This is a genomic window from Tardiphaga sp. 813_E8_N1_3 (genome assembly GCF_051811025.1).
In the GTDB taxonomy this organism is placed as follows: domain Bacteria; phylum Pseudomonadota; class Alphaproteobacteria; order Rhizobiales; family Xanthobacteraceae; genus Tardiphaga.
Genome location: NZ_JBPWQE010000001.1, coordinates 4635308 through 4650779, shown reverse-complemented (window position 1 = coordinate 4650779; position 15472 = coordinate 4635308). Strand labels below are relative to the sequence as shown.

Sequence of the window (15472 nt, the reverse complement as noted above, 5' to 3'; positions counted from 1 at the left end):
CATGACGCTCGTGTGTGCGCATCAGAATAATAAGTCAACGCAAGTAAGAGGGTTTCATGGTCGACTATCAGATAAAAATTGAAAACTGCAACAGCATAGATTGTGCTGATATTCTTATAAAGAAAGGCAGCCTGAACATAAAGTACGGCCCTAATGGGCTAGGCAAGAGTACTATTGCTAGAGCAATAGTAAGCCAAGCCCGTAATGATGGAAGTCTTGAGTTGCTGGCGCCTTTCAAAGGTCGGGGCAAGGCTGGGGCAGGCCAACCAAAAGTGAGCGGTATCGATGGCATAGCATCGGCTCTCGTGTTCGACGAAGGGTATGTCAATCAATTTGCGTTTCAACAGGATGAAGTGGTCAAGAACAGTTTTGATATTTTCATTAAAACTGCAGAGTATGAGAAAACGATGCTTGAGATTGAAGCCCTGTTTGCGGGCATCAAAAAAGCATTCTCGGATAACGTGGAAATAGAACAGACGACGAAAGACCTGAAAGAGCTCCGCGACGCTTTCGGAAAAACTAACGCGGATGGCTCAATTGCGAAATCGAGTAAGCTGCTGAAGGCTTATGGCTCAGGAAATAAAATCGAGAATATACCGGAAGTTCTCAAACCTTTTGAATCGTTCATCAAAAGCCAAGATCCATCGAAATGGATTGGATGGCAGATCAAAGGCAATGAATTCCTGAAGCTTGGGGATACATGCCCATATTGCTCAACAGCCTTGCCGGATGGGCCACAAAAGGACATCCCGCTTGCTGTTGCAAAAGAGTATGATGCAAACGCTATTGCACACCTCAACACTCTTAAGGCTGTTATCGAACGTCTTGGGAAGTATTTCAGTCCCAAAGGCCAAGAGAACCTTGAAAAGATCACCAAGGCCAAGCTCGAACTAACAGCGCCCGAGAAAAGTTTTCTGAGTGGCCTCAAGACCGATATTGAAGCGCTCATTGCGATGCTCGAAGGGCTCCGAACGATCTCATTCTATTCTTTGCGAGATGTTGACGAGATCGCCGATAAGATTCGGTTGTTGAAGATCGATCTCGGTATGACCGAGAAATTGGACTCAGTTGAAACCCGCAAAGTAACTGAGCCGATCAACGCGCAACTCGAAGAGCTTATCAAGCAAGTGGGTGCCCTGAAGGGTAGCATCAATAAACATAAAGCTAAGATCAAGAAGGCGATTGAGGAGAATCAAGACAGCATCAATAGCTTCTTGAAGTCTGCTGGATATAAGTATTCTGTGGTCATTATCCCTGAGCCAGACTCGTATAAAATGAAGCTCTTGCATAAGGATCTGGCCGGCCATATCGACTCGGCATCAAAGCATCTTAGCTACGGCGAAAAGAACGCATTTGCGCTGGTGCTCTTTATGCATCAAGTTCTGAGCGACAATCCTGACATCATTGTTCTCGATGACCCCATATCGTCGTTCGATAAGAATAAAAAATTCGCAATCCTGCATGAGCTTTTCAGGGGCAAGGCTAGTTTACGAGATCGCACAACACTTATGCTCACTCATGATATTGAGCCAGCAATCGATGTGATCAAGAGCAAGGCGTCAGCATTTCAAGGAGCCAGCCCTTCCGCAACTTTCCTGTCATCTAAGGGAGGGATCGTGACCGAAGTGCAGATCAAGCCTGACGAGATCCATACGTTCGCGAAAATCTGTACGGAAATACTGTCAGCTCCGGGTGACACTCTGATCAAGTCAATATATTTGCGGCGCTATTTTGAGATAATGGACAACGTGGGTTTGGCGTATAATCTTCTTGCCAGTTTATTTAAAAAACGGGCAAACCCAACCGTTCAGTCGGCGACGGAAAGTCGCGATATGACTGGGTCCGAAAAGTCTCAAGCGGTGGCGGAGATCAAGAAACACATCGCAGAGTTCGATTACGACGCTCTGGTGAACACGGTAAGCGATGACAACGCTATGAAAGCGAAGTTCTTTGCGACCGAAGTAGGTTATGAAAAAATACAACTGTTCCGCATTATTAGAGGAAAGCATGAGGACGACGTCATCTCGAAATTTATCAATGAGTCGTACCACATTGAAAACGAGTATGTGATGCAGCTAAATCCTCACAAATTTGAGGGCGTTCCTGAATATGTTGTCGATGAGTGTAGTAGGCTCCTCAAGACAGCTTAGAATTCTGAATGGCGATGGACGCTGGAGATGCGGCGTCGCGCGGCGTGTTCGGGGCAGCGTGTTTCCTAGTCACAGTCTCGCTAAACGGAAATGGCCGGGACAAGCCCGGCCATTCCAAATTCAGATGCTGATTGAGTGTCGCCTACTTCTTCTTCGCGCCGACGCGCTCGACGCTCTTGATCTCCAGCGCCGGACGGCCGGACTTTTCGGCGATCTCGCGGTCCTGCTCGGCGATGGCGGCTTTGGCCGGCTCGTCGCCGTCGAGGCCGCCCAGCAATTCGGAGGGCACGCGGCGGTTGGAGCGCTGCGAACCGTCTTCATAGAAGACGTTGAAGAAGGCGAATTCGCCTTTGGGATTGGTACCGGGTTTCTTGGCCATGGCGGTTAAGTGGGCGATGGCGCGGGCGAAGTCAAAGCCAATCGGCGCGGGGCATGCATGCGGTTGTGGGCAAAAGCGGGCAGGGGTTACCGGCCGGACGCGCTGCCCGGTCCGCGGCTAAAATGTTCACTTTTTGTTCTTGACGATTCCGGAATGAGGATTATTATCCCCTCCGTCCTGCCCCACCGAGAGGGGCGATCGCGATCGTCACGTTCGCGGGGCAGGATGCGGTGGACGCCGGAGATGCGGCGTCACGCGGTTCATGGGGGGACGTCTGTCTTCGGGCAGGACGGATCTGCGCCAGCACTGCCACTGGCAAGGAGACGGCCGACCTTCGGATCGACAACCCCCTGGACAGTGTGACGGACGACCAACTCGAAACGCGTTCGGCTTACTCGCTTGAGGCACCCTGTCCCATTCGCCTTGGGACTGTAATTTTGGTGATGGGATCGTTCGCCATGGCGAAGCGCAAGCAACCGAAAAAACACCGTATGCGGAACGCCGGGCACTTGCTCGGCGCCTCCGAAAGTCCTGATGCATTACCCTTGCGGAAGACCGCATGGCATCAGGCCCAAGGGTGCAACGGGCACCCGGCGTTCCGCACGCCCTCTCAAAGGGGGGCGGGAATGCGAAACACGACGGCGCCCCCGCGCCGCAAACAATGGGGGCGATGACGCATGTCTGAAGGACAGTGGAGTGGCTGTTTGATATTCGAAGACGCTGAGACGCGCAGGCGGTCGCGATATCCCTCCCTCAAGCAGCGAAGCTGCGCAGTGGGGAGGGTCGGCCAAACGAGGACGAAGCGAAGCTTCGTTCGAAGTGGAGGCCGGGGTGGGGTGCTTCCGCACACTCCGAGCTTATTGCACCACCCTACCCGTCTGGCCTTCGGCCAGCCACCCTCCCCACTGCGCGGCTTCGCCGCTTGAGGGAGGGACAAGAGGCGCGCCGTTGTTCGGACACACCGGTCATGCCACACTCCGGTATCGCCAACCCAACAGGTTTTTCATGACCAATCGTATCACCGCCATTGCCATTGCCGCTGTGTCCTTCGTCTCGGTTGCGCTGACGGCCACATCCTCGCAGGCCGCCAAATGCGGCGGCGACTTCCAGGGTTTCATCGCGGCCATGTCGCAGGAGGCGGCCGCCGCCGGCGTGTCGCAGGGCGTGATCTCGCAGGCCTTTGCCGGCGTGACACAGGATCCCGCGGTGTTGTCGTTCGATCGCCGCCAGCGCGGCACCTTCAACAAGAGTTTCGAGCAATATGTCTCGACCCGCGTCGGCCAGGGCCGCATCTCGATGGGCCTGCAGATGATGCAGCGTCACGCCTCGCTGCTGTCGCGCATCGAGGCGCGCTTCGGCGTGCCGCCGCAGATCGTGGTGGCGATCTGGGGTCTCGAGTCGGATTTCGGCAAAGGCGATATCGGCAAGATGCCGGTGATCCGCACGCTCACCACCATGGCGCATGACTGCCGCCGCACGGAACTGTTTCAGGGCGAGCTGATCGCGGCGCTGAAGATCCTGCAGCGTGGCGACCTGCCGCAGCGCGACCTGATCGGCGCCTATGCCGGCGAGCTCGGCCAGACGCAATTCCTGCCGTCGAGCTACATCAAATACGGCGTCGATTTCGACGGCAATGGCCATGTGGATCTCAGGCATTCGGTGCCGGACGTGCTGGCCTCGACCGCGAACCTGTTGAAGACCGCGGGCTTCAAAGGCGGCCAGCCCTACGGCGAGGGCACGGCGAATTTCGAGGCGATGCGCGAATGGAACAGGGCCACGATCTATCGCAAGACCATCGGCTATTTCGCCGATCGCCTCGCGGCCGGTCGATAGGCGAGGGAGCTGAGCAAGACGCGCGCGGTTTTAAACTTTTGTTAAGCCGCGCGCCCGCTTGGCGAACTTGGGGACCCCCGATGGTGAAAGTCGGATTAATCTATTCCCTTTCACTCTTTCAAAACCACGCTGGGGATTATCCGCGGCGAGTCAGATTCCGTTAAGCGTCGCCGACGCATTTTACCACCTGCTGGGAACGAGTGGTGAGAGTGATGACGGGGATCGACAGCAGCGCGCACAAGCGTGACGTACGGCGTGGCGGTAACAGCCGATGTTGAATGTCGGTACGCTGTTCACGGTGTTCACCGTCAACTTTCTGGCCCTCGGCGTGGTCTGGGCCTATGTGGCCACCAGCTATCCCAACCTGCATGCCGCGCGTTACTGGACAGCCGCTGCGTTCGCCGCGGCGCTCGGCAACAGCATCTCGGTGCTGCGCGGCGTCGGCGTCGATCCGCTGATCGCCATCCTGTTGGGCAACGGCCTGCTGCTGCTGGCCACCAGCCTCGCCGCCATCGGCATGAACCAGTTCTACGGCCGCGCGGCCGGATGGCGCGCGCAAGCCGTCATCATCGCCGCCAGCCTGGCCGGCCTGCTGCTGTTCACGCTGTGGCACGACAACATGGCGATGCGCGTGCTGATCTATTCCGCCGGCCAGTCGGTCACCGTTGCCATGACCGTGCCGCTGCTGTTGTCGCGCAAGGATGGCGGCGGCAATGCCGGTGCCCGTCTCGCCGGCTGGCTCGCGATCACGCTCGTTGCTGTGCATGCCGTGCGCTCGGCCGCGGCGCTGGCGAATATCGGCGGCAACATGACCTTTGCCGATTTCAACAATCTCCAGGCCATGATGGTGCTGGTGCTGGTGTTCCTGGCGATGTCATGGAATTTCGGATTCCTCCTGATGGCCATCGATCGCCTGCGCGGCGAAGTCGCCGAACTCGCGCTGGTCGACGATCTCACCGGCGTCGCCAATCGCCGTCACCTGGTGCAGCGTCTCACCGAGGAATGCGCGCTGGCGCGCCGCACGCAAAAGCCGTTCGCGCTGCTGGCGATCGATCTCGACGGCTTCAAGGAAATCAATGACGGCCACGGCCATGCGGCCGGCGACGATTGCCTGCGTCACTTCACGCTGATGACCCAGAGCAAACTCCGCCCCGGCGATCTGCTCGCGCGCTCCGGCGGCGACGAGTTCAGCATCATCCTGCCGTGCACCACGCTGCATGAAGCCGCCGCCATCGCGCGCCGCATTCTGGATGTGTGCCGCATCGATGCCGCGGGCTGTGCGCCCGGTGAGATTCCGATTGCGGCATCCATCGGCGTCGCGCAGTGGCAGCCGCAGGTCGGGCAATATCCGGAGCGGCTGATCGCGGCTGCGGACCAGGCGCTCTATGCCGCCAAGAACGACGGCAAGAACCGCTTCGCCCTGTGCGATCTCGAAGCGCCGTCGATGGTGCCGGATCTCAACATGGACGACGCGATCGACCGCGCCCGCAAGCTGGCCTGATCGCCTCAGTTCAGCATCTTGTCGTGGGTGATGTCGATGATTGCGCCGGGCAGGCGCACAGGGCGGCCGTGTCCGTCCAGCGTGCAGCTACCGCGCGCGAGAATCCAGCTGACGCGATCGTTCCTGATCAGGCGATACTCACACTCAAAGACGCCGCCCGATCGCATCGCGGCCGCGACTGCGGCACGCACCCGGGCGACGTCATCGGGATGGATCGCTGCGAGACAGGCCGTGTTCGGCAGACCGCGCGCGGCCTTGTCGGGATCGACATTGAAGAAGCGGGCAGCCTCGGCATCAAGATAGTTGCGGTCGTTGCTGATGTCCCAGTCCCAGAAACCGACGATGAGTTCGCGGGCGGCCAGCCTTCGCGGCATCGGCATCTCGAACGCGTCGTCTTCGGCCGTGGTCTTGTAGGCCTCTGCTGCCGCGAGCCGCAGGATGTAGGAGAGAAACTCGTGCTTACGCTCCCGGGCGAAGCTTGCGATATCGAGGCACACGTCACCCAAGGGTCGTCGCATCGTCCATCCCCCGTCCGTTCTCGGCGGGGGAGAATACAGCGGGTTCCCCGCAATTCAACCGGGGGTTGGAGAGTTTCTGCGCGGCAAACATGGGGATCGCGGTGGACAGGCCGATGAGGCGTGACGCGATGCCGCTTGCAGAGTTGGCGTGTGTCCCCCATGTCATGGCCATGATGAGCACAGGTCAATCAACCACTTACGATGGCGGCCGCCCGCGCAAGCCGGCGTCCGCGCATGGTCCGATCATCGATCAGGATGGTTTTGAGGTTCGGCCCGATCAGTTGCGGCCGGATGTGCAGGGCTTTCGGTTCGACTTCGGAGCGGGCGCCAATCCGTTTGCCAATCTCACGCGCGAGCAACGGCTGGCGCGGCTGGATGCGCTGGCGAAACTGCTCGACGTCGCTTTCGTCGTGCCGGGCACCAAGATCCGCTACGGCATCGATGGTCTGATCGGTTTGATTCCGATCGTGGGCGACATCATCACCACGGCGATCTCGCTATGGGTGGTGCGCGAGGCACGGGCTCTTGGCGCGCCGTGGCATCTGACGGCGCGCATGCTGGGCAATGTTGCGGTGGACGGTGCTATCGGCATCGTGCCGTTTGTCGGCGATGCGTTCGACGTGATGTTCCGGGCCAATGTCCGCAACGTCAGAATGCTGCGCAAGTGGCTCGAAAAACAGCCCAGACTCTAGTTCAGAGTCTGGGCTGCGATCGTCTCAATCCGTAAAGCTCAAGCTGCGTCGGCGTCGTCGGTCGCAGGCTCTTCGGCGCGCACGCGGCGCTCGAGCGGAAAGTCCTGGCTCTCATAGAGCGAGCGAATGCCGCTCTGGTCGAAACGGGCTTCCTCGACCTGCAGATAGGCGCCGTTCAGCGAGTCAGCCGGCAGCTCCTCGATCGCGAATTGGACGGCGGCGGCGGCCGTATCGAAACGACGATAGGCGAAACCGGCACGCTTTTTCTTACGGATCGCGGCGGGGAAGAGTTCGGCTGCGGTGTTGTAGCTGAAAGCTGCCATGGTCGGGGACCTCATCTGAATACGCAACGAAACGACGCTTCATTCGCAATGCAGCCGATCCGGCGGCGCGCGGAACATCATTTCAGGACAGACCCCAATATAAGCACGTTTTGGCTAATTGCGACACCCGCGATACAGCATGATGAATCGCGGGTCGCCGGCGGTATGGTCGTAATAGCGTTGTGATTTTAAGAGCTTAGCGCTCGCTCAAAGCATGGGCAGCGGCGCGCGCAGCGCAATATTTGCCTATTGTCCGGTCTTGTCCGGCAGCGGCACGATTTTCAGGGGGGTAGTATAAGGCTCCACCCGCAGCGCCTCAGTCGACATAAGCCCCACCTGCCGCAAAGGCGCCTGCTCCAGCGCCCCCGCCTCAGCCTTGCGCACGGCGTATTGCCAAGCCGTCAGCGTACCCTTCTGGACCAAATGCTTGGCGACGCCGCCGGCGTTCTTGGCTTCGAAAGTGGAAAGCTGGTCATCGTTAATGCCGATGATGATCTCGTCCTTGGCCGTGATCACCTTGAACAGCGACACCTTGTCGGTCGCCAGTGCGGGGTGGGACACCAAACTTTCGAGAATGAGACCCGCAAGTGCAATGCCGAGCAACAAACGGTTTGAACGGGTAGACATCTTGGTACTTTCTTATTCTTCTTCGCAAACGTGCATGCCGCTGAGGCATGTTCAAGTAACAGGCAGAAGGCAAAAGCTTTGACAGAAATGCCCCGCGAGACTTCGATGAGTCGCGCGAGGCATGGAAACAGTTCGATACGGGATACCTATTTATTTAGGCTGAAGTTTCAAGGCCGCAGAGTTGATGCAGTATCGCAATCCCGTGGGTCCGGGGCCGTCGTCGAACACATGTCCGAGATGACCATTGCACTTGGAGCACAGTACTTCCGTGCGGATCATGCCGTGGGTCACATCGCGTTCTTCGTCGATATGACTTTCTCGTGAGGGCTGCGTGAAGCTCGGCCAGCCGCAGCCGGAATCGAACTTGGCATCGGACTCGAACAAGGTCTGACCGCAGCCTGCGCAGACGAAGGTGCCCGCTGTATGGTCATGTTCGTACTCGCCGGTGAACGGACGCTCCGTCGCCTTTTCGCGCAGCACTGCATACTGCATCGGGGTCAGTTCGCGGCGCCATTCGGCTTCGCTCTTTTCGACCTTGCCGGGTGTGGTCTTGATATCGGTCATTCTTTCTCCTTCCCGATCGGCCGTGGCTGCGAGCGCTCAGGTCAATTTGTGACCTTCGACGCGCTCACCAGCGTCGGCTTCTCGATATAGTTCTGGGCAAAGATCTTCTTCAGGTTCTCGACCTTCGGAATATCGTTATAGGCAATATAGGGCTGGTTCGGGTGCAGCGTCAGGTAGTCCTGATGATAAGCTTCCGCCGGATAGAAGGCTTCGAGCATTCCGAGCTTGGTGACGATCGGCTTCTTGTAGACCTTGGCAGCGTTGAGCTGGGCGATGTAGGCCTCCGCCACTTTCTTCTGCTCCGGCGTCGTCGCGAAAATTTCCGACCGATATTGCGTACCCGAATCCGGACCCTGGCGATTCAGCTGGGTTGGGTCATGCGCCACCGAGAAATAGATCTGCAGGATCTTGCCGTAGCTGATCTTTGCCGGATCGTATTTGATCTCAACCGCTTCGGCGTGTCCGGTCGAGCCAGTGCTCACCGCTGTGTAATTGGCAGAGCTCTTCGAGCCGCCGGCATAGCCTGACACAGCGTTGACGACGCCAGCTGTGTGCTGGAACACGCCCTGGACGCCCCAGAAGCACCCACCCGCAATCACCGCAGTCTGAATGCCGGTCGCGGCCGGCGTGTCCGCTGCGGGTGCGGGAATGATGACAGCCTCCTCAGCAGCAAAAGTGGGAGCGACGAGGGCGGTCGAAATCGCCAATGCGCCGGCAACGGCGCAGAGCGAGAGGCGGCTGAACAGGGAGCGGCGCATAGCAGGTCCTCTTGGATGATCGATGGCCGGATATCGGCAGTCTAGACCGGAGACCGTGGTTCGCAATCGGCATTTCCGGCCGGCATATCGGAGATACGGAGAAGGATCTCGCTTGTTACGCGATACCGGACACGAGTTCGTGAGGATTTGACCAAGGCACGAGAAAGCCGCGGGACATGTGTCCCGCGGCTTTCTAATTGACTATGACGCTAAGGGCTTATGGGCAGGGGTAACGGTTGCCGTCGTTGTTCAGATAAGTGCCTGACGCTGGATCGTAGGAGCGATAGCGCCGCGCGCAATAGGCTGCGTTCTGCTGGGCTGCCGCGTTGGCCTGACTGGCCGCAATCGCGCCGCCGATGATGGCACCCGCTGCGAGGCCGCCGATCACGGCACCGGCGTCGGGTCCCCGGCGATAGTAGCCAGGACCGTATCCATAGCGCGGGCCATATCCGTAACGGCGATAATACTGCACGTTCTCGGTGGCCGACGGTACGACGCTGGCGAGGCCGGGCTGACTAACCAGTGGGGCAGATGTCGCAGGCGCCGAAAACGCCAGCGCGCTTGCGCCGATCATCGTGGCCATCGTCAGGATTTTCGCGGGATGCATATCGAGCTCCTTATTATGCGTAAGTGGCCGAAACGTGCGGGCGGCCTTATGGTTCCATAATGCACAATGATCGGGGATGCGTCAGATCAACCCATGCGATTAATTGTAAAACGCGGGCGTTACACCACGATGCTCAAGCGCTTCGCGGCGCGGGTGATGCCCGTATAGAGCCAGCGGGCGCGGCTTTCCTGAAATGCAAAGCTCTCATCGAACAGAACGACGTCGTCCCATTGCGAGCCCTGGCTCTTGTGCACGGTCAGCACGTAGCCGTAGTCGAATTCATCGTAAGGCTTGCGTTGCTCCCATGGCAGCGTCTCAACTCCACCGGAGAAACAATCTGCGCGCACGGAGACCTTGGTGACCTTGCCGCCGAAGTCTTCGTCCGGTGAAATCCGCATGGTAATGATCTGCGATTTCGACGCGGCGCGCGCTTTGACGCGCCACAGACCGCCGTTAAACAGCACCTTCTTGCGGTTGTTGCGCAGGCAGACCAGCTTGTCATTGGCCACCGGCAGCAGGTCCTCGATGCCAAGTTTCTGCCGCACACGCATGTTGTACGCGCGGCGCGTGTTGTTGCGGCCGACCAGTACCTGATCCGCGGCCATCACGCGGTCCGGATCGAGTGCCTTGCGCGACACGATTTCGCTCAAACCATATTGCCCGGGCTGCAGCGACCGACCCTCGCGGACATCCATCGACATGCGCACGATCGGATCGTGCTCGGCCTGACGATGCACTTCGGTCAACATTACGTCGGGCTCGGTCTCGGTGAAGAAGCCACCGCCCTGGATCGGCGGCAACTGCGCGGGATCGCCGAGCACCAGCAAAGGGCAGTCGAAGGACAGGAGATCGCGGCCGAGTTCGGCGTCCACCATGGAGCATTCGTCAATGACGATCAGCTTGGCCTTCGAGGCCGGTGCGTCGTCCCACAGTTCGAAATTCGGCTGCTCCTCGCCGCTCTCACGGGCGCGATAGATCAGCGAGTGAATCGTGGACGCGCCGTCGCAGCCCTTGTTGCGCATCACCAGCGCAGCCTTGCCGGTAAAGGCCGCGAATTTCACCTCGCCGTCCACATTGTCGGCGACGTGCCGCGCCAATGTCGTCTTGCCGGTACCTGCAAAGCCGAACAGCCGGAACACCTGCGGTGTGCCGTTGCGGCCTGGCTTCGCCTTCAGCCAGTCGTCGACGGCTTTCAGCGCGGCATCCTGATGCGGGGTAAAGGTCGGCATTTCGTCTCTGGAAAGCGGTGCGCAGCCATTTTGCCGCGACTCAGCGGGGAAAGCTAACCATTCAGGCGTCTGACGCAAGCGGGAGACCCCCAAGTCGTGTGCGCCAACGTGGCCGGTTGCTCATTGTCGTTCCATGACGCAGTTATTAGGCTGCTTGAGCCCAGGGAGCCCATTTTGGAACGCAGACTGCTTCAGATCGCACTGGCGATTGTCGGCCTCGTGGCCATCCTGTTCGGCCTGACCGGCGTGCTGTTCGGCACCAGCCTCTCGGGCGTCAGGCTCGGCGTGACGATGGAGGGCTATGTGCGCTTCATCAAGGGTGTGCTGGTGGCGGTCGGACTGATCTATTGGTCGGCGATCCCGCAGATCGAAAAGCGCGGCGAACGAATTTCGATCTTGACCTTCATCCTCGTATTCGGCGCCGCTGCACGTTTGCTGGCGGTGCTCAGTCATGGCTTTCCGACCGTGGGATTGCTGATCAGCCTGATCGGCGAACTCGTGGTTGTGCCGATGATCTGGCTGTGGCACCGCCATCTCGTGCGGCGTGGTGCGGCCGCATGAAGCGGATCGGCACCTGGATTGTCTACGTGATCGGCGCGATTTCGATCGGTTATCTCGCGCTCTACGCCTATGCGATGTTCACGCGGCAGGAGCTGACGCCGGGCGATCCGATCCAGATATTCAGGAAGCCCGACGCGCCGAGCTATTCCTAGCTCGTCATTCCGGGTTCGCGCGAGCTGCGCTCGCACGTCCCGGAATGACGGTGTTGACTACATAGCACCCATTGCCGCGCGATAATCGCCGGTGCCTGCTCCGGCCGGGGTGATCGGCAGGCCGCCATCGGCATATTCGTTCAGCTTGTTGCGCAGAGTGCGGATCGAGATGCCAAGAATGTTGGCCGCATGGGTGCGGTTGCCGAGGCAGTGCTTCAGCGTCTCCAGGATCAGATCGCGCTCGACATCGGCCACCGTCCGGCCGACGAGGGCGCGGGTCACGGTTTCTGCTGCCATGGTGGCGTGCGCGACGGCAGGCGGGGTCTTGGCGAGGTCGAGACGATCGCCATCCGGGGTCAGGATGGCATCCGCGCCGATCTCGTCGCCGTTGGCCATCAGCACCGAACGGTGGATCGTGTTTTCGAGTTCACGGACATTACCCTGCCAGCGATTGGCGGTGAGCACGCGGCGCGCTTCAGCGGAGATCGGGCGAACCGGCACGCCGTTGGCGTCGGCATATTTCTTGGCGAAATGTTGCGCCAGTTCGAGAATGTCGGCCGGGCGATCGCGCAGCGGCGGAATCTTCAGATTCACGACGTTCAGGCGGAACAGCAGATCTTCGCGGAACGTGCCTTCGCGCACGGCGTCGGAGAGATTGCGGTTCGACGTTGCGATGATGCGGATATCCACCGGCACCGGCTTGGTGCCGCCGACGCGGTCAATGACGCGCTCCTGGATGGCGCGCAGCAGCTTCGACTGTAGCCGCACGTCCATTTCCGAGATTTCGTCCAACAAGAGCGTGCCGCCGGTGGCTTCCTCGAATTTGCCGATGCGGCGTGCGATCGCGCCGGTGAAGGCACCCTTCTCGTGGCCGAACAGTTCGGACTCCAGCAGATGCTCGGGGATTGCAGCGCAGTTGATGCTGATGAACGGCTTCTTGGCGCGGTTGGAGCGGGTGTGGACGTAGCGCGCCAGCACTTCCTTGCCGGTACCCGATTCGCCCGTGATCATCACCGACGCATCGGAGCCGGCGATCTGTTGCGCCAGCTTGACCACCTTGCCCATCATCTCGTCGCGATAGATCAGATCGCGGCTGTCATTGGCAACGGCGGCGAGAACGGCGGCGATCAGTTCCGGATCCGGCGGCAGCGGGATGTATTCTTTGGCGCCGGCATGGATCGCCGCGACCGCGGCGCGGGCATCGGTGGTGATGCCGCAGGCGACGATCGGCACATGGATGTGTTCGGCTTCCAGCCGCATCACGAGGTCGCGGATGTCGAGGGCGACATCCACCAGCAGCAGGTCCGCGCCCTTGCCGCCACGCAACACGCCCATCGCCTGATCATGGCCTTCGGCATGAACCACGGAGGCGCCGTTATCCATGGCGATCTTGGTGGCGGTGGTAAGCTGACCCTTCAAGGTGCCAACGATGAGAAGCCGCATGGTGATCTCCTGTTATCTCGTCATCGCGCCGTTGAGGCGCCGTTTATCTGGTGTTAGCTGCGTTCAGCCTTGATGATCTCAGTCATGGTCACGCCAAGTTTCTCTTCGACCAGCACGACTTCGCCGCGTGCCACGAGGCGGTTGTTCACATAGATGTCGATCGCTTCGCCGACGCGGCGGTCGAGTTCGAGCACGGTACCGGGCCCGAGTTTCAGCAATTCGCCGACACCCATCTTCGAGCGTCCGAGCACGGCCGATACCTGTACCGGAACGTCAAAGACCGCCTCGAGATCGGCGGCAATGCGCGTGACCTGATCCTCATCGGCATAGCCAACGTCGCCCATTGCGCCGGGATCGGTGGCATTGAGATCGGGAAGCGGAACCTGTGGATCGCTCATATTCTAGTCCTCACAGCCCTGTCAGGCCTGATTGCGCGACGCCATGTAGCGTCCGACGAGTTCGTTGATCTTGGTGTCGATGGTTGCGCGTTCGAGCACGACGCCGCCGTCCGCCCATTCGATTTTGCAGTCGCCGTTTTCGATATCCGGCTCGGCGAGAATGACGAGGCGGCCGGCGAAGCCGCTTTGTTTGGCCTGCTTCTCGATGCGTTCGCGCGCTTCGTCGTAGAGTTGGTCGTTGATGCGCACCACCAGATGCGGCGTCGACACCAGATTTTTGAAACAGTCGTGGACCAGGGCCATGACTTCCGTGAGCGGCTCGACGGCGATCAGCTCATTGCACAGCTTGCGTGCCACTGACACCGCGACATCGACAGCTTCGGTTTCCATCTTTTCTTCGATGGCCCCGAAGCGCGAGGAAATCGAGGAGATCGCAACGCCGATCTGTTCCAGCGCCAATGCGGCGCGACGGTCGCTTTCGGCCTTGGCCTCGCGCTGGGCAGCATCGAAGCCAGCGCGATAGGCCTGGGCTTCGGCGTTGGCGACCTTCTCTGCGATCTCCGCAGGCGTGATCGCGGGCGCACGCGTCTTATCGGGCGCTGCGAAGTCCATATCGAACAGGAATTTTGCGGGGGCGGCCATCAATACACCAGCTCGTCGTCGGCGCGGTTCTTGGTCAGCACGATCTCGCCCTTGGCGGCGAGATCCTTGGCCAAATTCACCAGCAGTGCCTGTGCCTCGTCGACGTCGCGCAGACGGACCGGGCCGAGCGCGGCCATATCGTCGGTCAACATCTTGGCAGCGCGCGACGACATGTTGCCCATGAAGAAGGCGCGAACTTCCTCATTGGCGCTCTTCAGCGCGATACCCAGCTTGTCCTTGTCGATGCTGCGCATCAGGGTCTGCGCCGAGCCGGCATCCAGCTTGATCAGATCGTCGAAGGTAAACATCAGCGCCTTGATGCGCTCGGCCGCTTCGCGATTGTCTTCTTCCAGCGAGGTAATGAAACGCGTTTCGGTCTGGCGGTCGAAGTTATTGAAGATTTCCGCCATGACTTCGTGCGCGTCGCGACGACGGGTCTGCGAGAGGTTCGACATGAACTCAACGCGCAGCGTCTGTTCGACCCGCTCGATGACTTCTTTCTGCACCGCTTCCATCTTGAGCATGCGGTTGATGACGTCGAGCGCGAGATCCTCGGGCAGGATGCCGAGTACGCGCGCTGCATGCTCCGGCTTCAACTTCGACAGCACCACCGCGACGGTCTGCGGATATTCATTCTTCAGGTAGTTCGCGAGAACCTCTTCCTGCACGTTCGAGAGTTTTTCCCACATGTTGCGGCCTGCAGGGCCGCGAATTTCTTCCATGATACCGCTGACGCGCTCGGACGGCAGATACTGGGTCAGCAGACGCTCGGTGGCATCGAAAGTGCCCATCAAGGCGCCGGAGGCGGACATCCGTGACACGAATTCGAGCAGCAGATCTTCGACTGTCTCAGGCTCAATGGTGCCGAGCGAAGACATGTGAACTGAAAGCTCGCGCACCTCGTCGTCGTCAAGCTGGGCCCACACCTTGCCACCATATTGCTCACCCAGCGCCAGCATCAGGATGGCTGCGCGCTTCGGGCCGCTCAGGGGCTTCGCTGGCGCGCGGCCACCCTGGCGCTGTGCGAGCGATGCTACGACGCTGGCGATGTCGCTGCTGTTGTCGCCAGTGGTTTGCGGAACGGATGCCATTCAG

At 59.7% G+C, this 15472-nt stretch carries 18 protein-coding genes; 6 read left to right on the top strand and 12 right to left on the bottom strand.

The annotated features are described in order from the left end of the window. Nucleotides 1-56 precede the first annotated feature (56 nt). Nucleotides 57-2150 (top strand): AAA family ATPase, encoded by a 2094-nt coding sequence (locus AB8A33_RS22060; protein WP_439094719.1) that lies wholly within the window; start codon nt 57-59, stop codon nt 2148-2150. 142 nt (nt 2151-2292) lie between these two features. On the opposite strand, the gene AB8A33_RS22055 is transcribed toward AB8A33_RS22060, so the two are convergent. After that, nucleotides 2293-2529, bottom strand: a complete 237-nt coding sequence (locus AB8A33_RS22055) for a hypothetical protein (RefSeq protein WP_068733419.1) — start codon at nt 2527-2529, stop codon at nt 2293-2295. A 1005-nt stretch (nt 2530-3534) separates the two neighbouring features. Here AB8A33_RS22055 and AB8A33_RS22050 point away from each other — a divergent pair. Then, nucleotides 3535-4362, top strand: a complete 828-nt coding sequence (locus AB8A33_RS22050) for a lytic murein transglycosylase (RefSeq protein WP_439094718.1) — start codon at nt 3535-3537, stop codon at nt 4360-4362. A 271-nt stretch (nt 4363-4633) separates the two neighbouring features. Then, on the top strand, nt 4634-5863 hold the full coding sequence (locus AB8A33_RS22045) for a GGDEF domain-containing protein (RefSeq protein ID WP_439094717.1): 1230 nt from the start codon (nt 4634-4636) through the stop codon (nt 5861-5863). Between the two features lie 5 nt (nt 5864-5868). Here AB8A33_RS22045 and AB8A33_RS22040 read toward each other — a convergent pair whose 3' ends face one another. Next, complete coding sequence (locus AB8A33_RS22040; protein ID WP_439094716.1) at nt 5869-6381, bottom strand: PAS domain-containing protein; 513 nt, start codon at nt 6379-6381, stop codon at nt 5869-5871. A 173-nt stretch (nt 6382-6554) separates the two neighbouring features. Here AB8A33_RS22040 and AB8A33_RS22035 point away from each other — a divergent pair, with 173 nt between their 5' ends. Then, nucleotides 6555-7073 carry a DUF4112 domain-containing protein gene (locus AB8A33_RS22035; protein WP_439094715.1) on the top strand — a complete coding sequence of 173 codons (519 nt, stop codon included), beginning with the start codon at nt 6555-6557 and terminating at the stop codon, nt 7071-7073. Nucleotides 7074-7111: 38 nt separating this feature from the next. Here AB8A33_RS22035 and AB8A33_RS22030 read toward each other — a convergent pair whose 3' ends face one another. The 6 genes from AB8A33_RS22030 to AB8A33_RS22005 form a co-directional block, all read right to left on the bottom strand. After that, a complete protein-coding gene (locus AB8A33_RS22030; RefSeq protein WP_068733430.1) occupies nt 7112-7396 on the bottom strand; it encodes a hypothetical protein in 285 nt (94 codons plus the stop codon). A gap of 246 nt (nt 7397-7642) precedes the next feature. Continuing rightward, the gene (locus tag AB8A33_RS22025; RefSeq protein WP_439094714.1) at nt 7643-8023 is read right to left on the bottom strand and encodes a hypothetical protein; all 381 of its coding nucleotides are present in this window, start codon (nt 8021-8023) and stop codon (nt 7643-7645) included. Nucleotides 8024-8173: 150 nt separating this feature from the next. Further along, entirely contained in the window at nt 8174-8587 is a 414-nt protein-coding gene (gene msrB / locus AB8A33_RS22020) for a peptide-methionine (R)-S-oxide reductase MsrB (RefSeq protein ID WP_439094713.1), read from the bottom strand. A gap of 41 nt (nt 8588-8628) precedes the next feature. Next, entirely contained in the window at nt 8629-9345 is a 717-nt protein-coding gene (gene msrA / locus AB8A33_RS22015) for a peptide-methionine (S)-S-oxide reductase MsrA (protein WP_439086383.1), read from the bottom strand. A 217-nt stretch (nt 9346-9562) separates the two neighbouring features. Then, nucleotides 9563-9952, bottom strand: a complete 390-nt coding sequence (locus tag AB8A33_RS22010; protein ID WP_439094712.1) for a BA14K family protein — start codon at nt 9950-9952, stop codon at nt 9563-9565. A gap of 119 nt (nt 9953-10071) precedes the next feature. Then, nucleotides 10072-11181, bottom strand: a complete 1110-nt coding sequence (locus AB8A33_RS22005; protein ID WP_093759443.1) for an ATP-dependent DNA helicase — start codon at nt 11179-11181, stop codon at nt 10072-10074. Between the two features lie 174 nt (nt 11182-11355). Here AB8A33_RS22005 and AB8A33_RS22000 point away from each other — a divergent pair, with 174 nt between their 5' ends. Both AB8A33_RS22000 and AB8A33_RS21995 read left to right on the top strand, forming a co-directional pair. After that, nucleotides 11356-11742, top strand: a complete 387-nt coding sequence (locus AB8A33_RS22000) for a DUF4345 domain-containing protein (protein ID WP_439094711.1) — start codon at nt 11356-11358, stop codon at nt 11740-11742. Continuing rightward, nucleotides 11739-11894, top strand: a complete 156-nt coding sequence (locus tag AB8A33_RS21995; RefSeq protein WP_439094710.1) for a hypothetical protein — start codon at nt 11739-11741, stop codon at nt 11892-11894. Before AB8A33_RS22000 ends, AB8A33_RS21995 begins: the two co-directional genes overlap by 4 nt. A gap of 57 nt (nt 11895-11951) precedes the next feature. On the opposite strand, the gene flbD is transcribed toward AB8A33_RS21995, so the two are convergent. Genes flbD through fliG form a run of 4 tightly spaced genes read right to left on the bottom strand, consistent with a single transcriptional unit; the run spans nt 11952 to nt 15468 of the window. After that, on the bottom strand, nt 11952-13337 hold the full coding sequence (flbD, locus tag AB8A33_RS21990) for a sigma-54-dependent transcriptional regulator FlbD (RefSeq protein ID WP_439094709.1): 1386 nt from the start codon (nt 13335-13337) through the stop codon (nt 11952-11954). A 53-nt stretch (nt 13338-13390) separates the two neighbouring features. Then, on the bottom strand, nt 13391-13735 hold the full coding sequence (fliN, locus tag AB8A33_RS21985) for a flagellar motor switch protein FliN (protein WP_439094708.1): 345 nt from the start codon (nt 13733-13735) through the stop codon (nt 13391-13393). A 21-nt stretch (nt 13736-13756) separates the two neighbouring features. Then, the gene (locus tag AB8A33_RS21980) at nt 13757-14377 is read right to left on the bottom strand and encodes a FliH/SctL family protein (protein WP_439094707.1); all 621 of its coding nucleotides are present in this window, start codon (nt 14375-14377) and stop codon (nt 13757-13759) included. Beyond that, nucleotides 14377-15468, bottom strand: coding sequence for a flagellar motor switch protein FliG (fliG, locus tag AB8A33_RS21975; RefSeq protein ID WP_439094706.1), 1092 nt, complete (start codon nt 15466-15468; stop codon nt 14377-14379). The genes AB8A33_RS21980 and fliG overlap by 1 nt, the downstream gene beginning before the upstream one ends. Nucleotides 15469-15472 lie beyond the last annotated feature (4 nt).

What these genes read in the sequence shown, in the direction of transcription:
- AB8A33_RS22060 (WP_439094719.1), top strand. Translation starts at nt 57, where the DNA reads ATGGTCGACTATCAGATAAAAATTGAAAACTGCAACAGCATAGATTGT.
- flbD (WP_439094709.1), bottom strand. Translation starts at nt 13,337, where the DNA reads ATGCGGCTTCTCATCGTTGGCACCTTGAAGGGTCAGCTTACCACCGCC.
- AB8A33_RS22045 (WP_439094717.1), top strand. Translation starts at nt 4,634, where the DNA reads ATGTTGAATGTCGGTACGCTGTTCACGGTGTTCACCGTCAACTTTCTG.
- AB8A33_RS21980 (WP_439094707.1), bottom strand. Translation starts at nt 14,377, where the DNA reads ATGGCCGCCCCCGCAAAATTCCTGTTCGATATGGACTTCGCAGCGCCC.
- fliN (WP_439094708.1), bottom strand. Translation starts at nt 13,735, where the DNA reads ATGAGCGATCCACAGGTTCCGCTTCCCGATCTCAATGCCACCGATCCC.
- AB8A33_RS22025 (WP_439094714.1), bottom strand. Translation starts at nt 8,023, where the DNA reads ATGTCTACCCGTTCAAACCGTTTGTTGCTCGGCATTGCACTTGCGGGT.
- AB8A33_RS22010 (WP_439094712.1), bottom strand. Translation starts at nt 9,952, where the DNA reads ATGCATCCCGCGAAAATCCTGACGATGGCCACGATGATCGGCGCAAGC.
- AB8A33_RS22040 (WP_439094716.1), bottom strand. Translation starts at nt 6,381, where the DNA reads ATGCGACGACCCTTGGGTGACGTGTGCCTCGATATCGCAAGCTTCGCC.
- AB8A33_RS22030 (WP_068733430.1), bottom strand. Translation starts at nt 7,396, where the DNA reads ATGGCAGCTTTCAGCTACAACACCGCAGCCGAACTCTTCCCCGCCGCG.
- AB8A33_RS22050 (WP_439094718.1), top strand. Translation starts at nt 3,535, where the DNA reads ATGACCAATCGTATCACCGCCATTGCCATTGCCGCTGTGTCCTTCGTC.
- AB8A33_RS22035 (WP_439094715.1), top strand. Translation starts at nt 6,555, where the DNA reads ATGAGCACAGGTCAATCAACCACTTACGATGGCGGCCGCCCGCGCAAG.
- msrA (WP_439086383.1), bottom strand. Translation starts at nt 9,345, where the DNA reads ATGCGCCGCTCCCTGTTCAGCCGCCTCTCGCTCTGCGCCGTTGCCGGC.
- fliG (WP_439094706.1), bottom strand. Translation starts at nt 15,468, where the DNA reads ATGGCATCCGTTCCGCAAACCACTGGCGACAACAGCAGCGACATCGCC.
- AB8A33_RS22005 (WP_093759443.1), bottom strand. Translation starts at nt 11,181, where the DNA reads ATGCCGACCTTTACCCCGCATCAGGATGCCGCGCTGAAAGCCGTCGAC.
- msrB (WP_439094713.1), bottom strand. Translation starts at nt 8,587, where the DNA reads ATGACCGATATCAAGACCACACCCGGCAAGGTCGAAAAGAGCGAAGCC.
- AB8A33_RS21995 (WP_439094710.1), top strand. Translation starts at nt 11,739, where the DNA reads ATGAAGCGGATCGGCACCTGGATTGTCTACGTGATCGGCGCGATTTCG.
- AB8A33_RS22055 (WP_068733419.1), bottom strand. Translation starts at nt 2,529, where the DNA reads ATGGCCAAGAAACCCGGTACCAATCCCAAAGGCGAATTCGCCTTCTTC.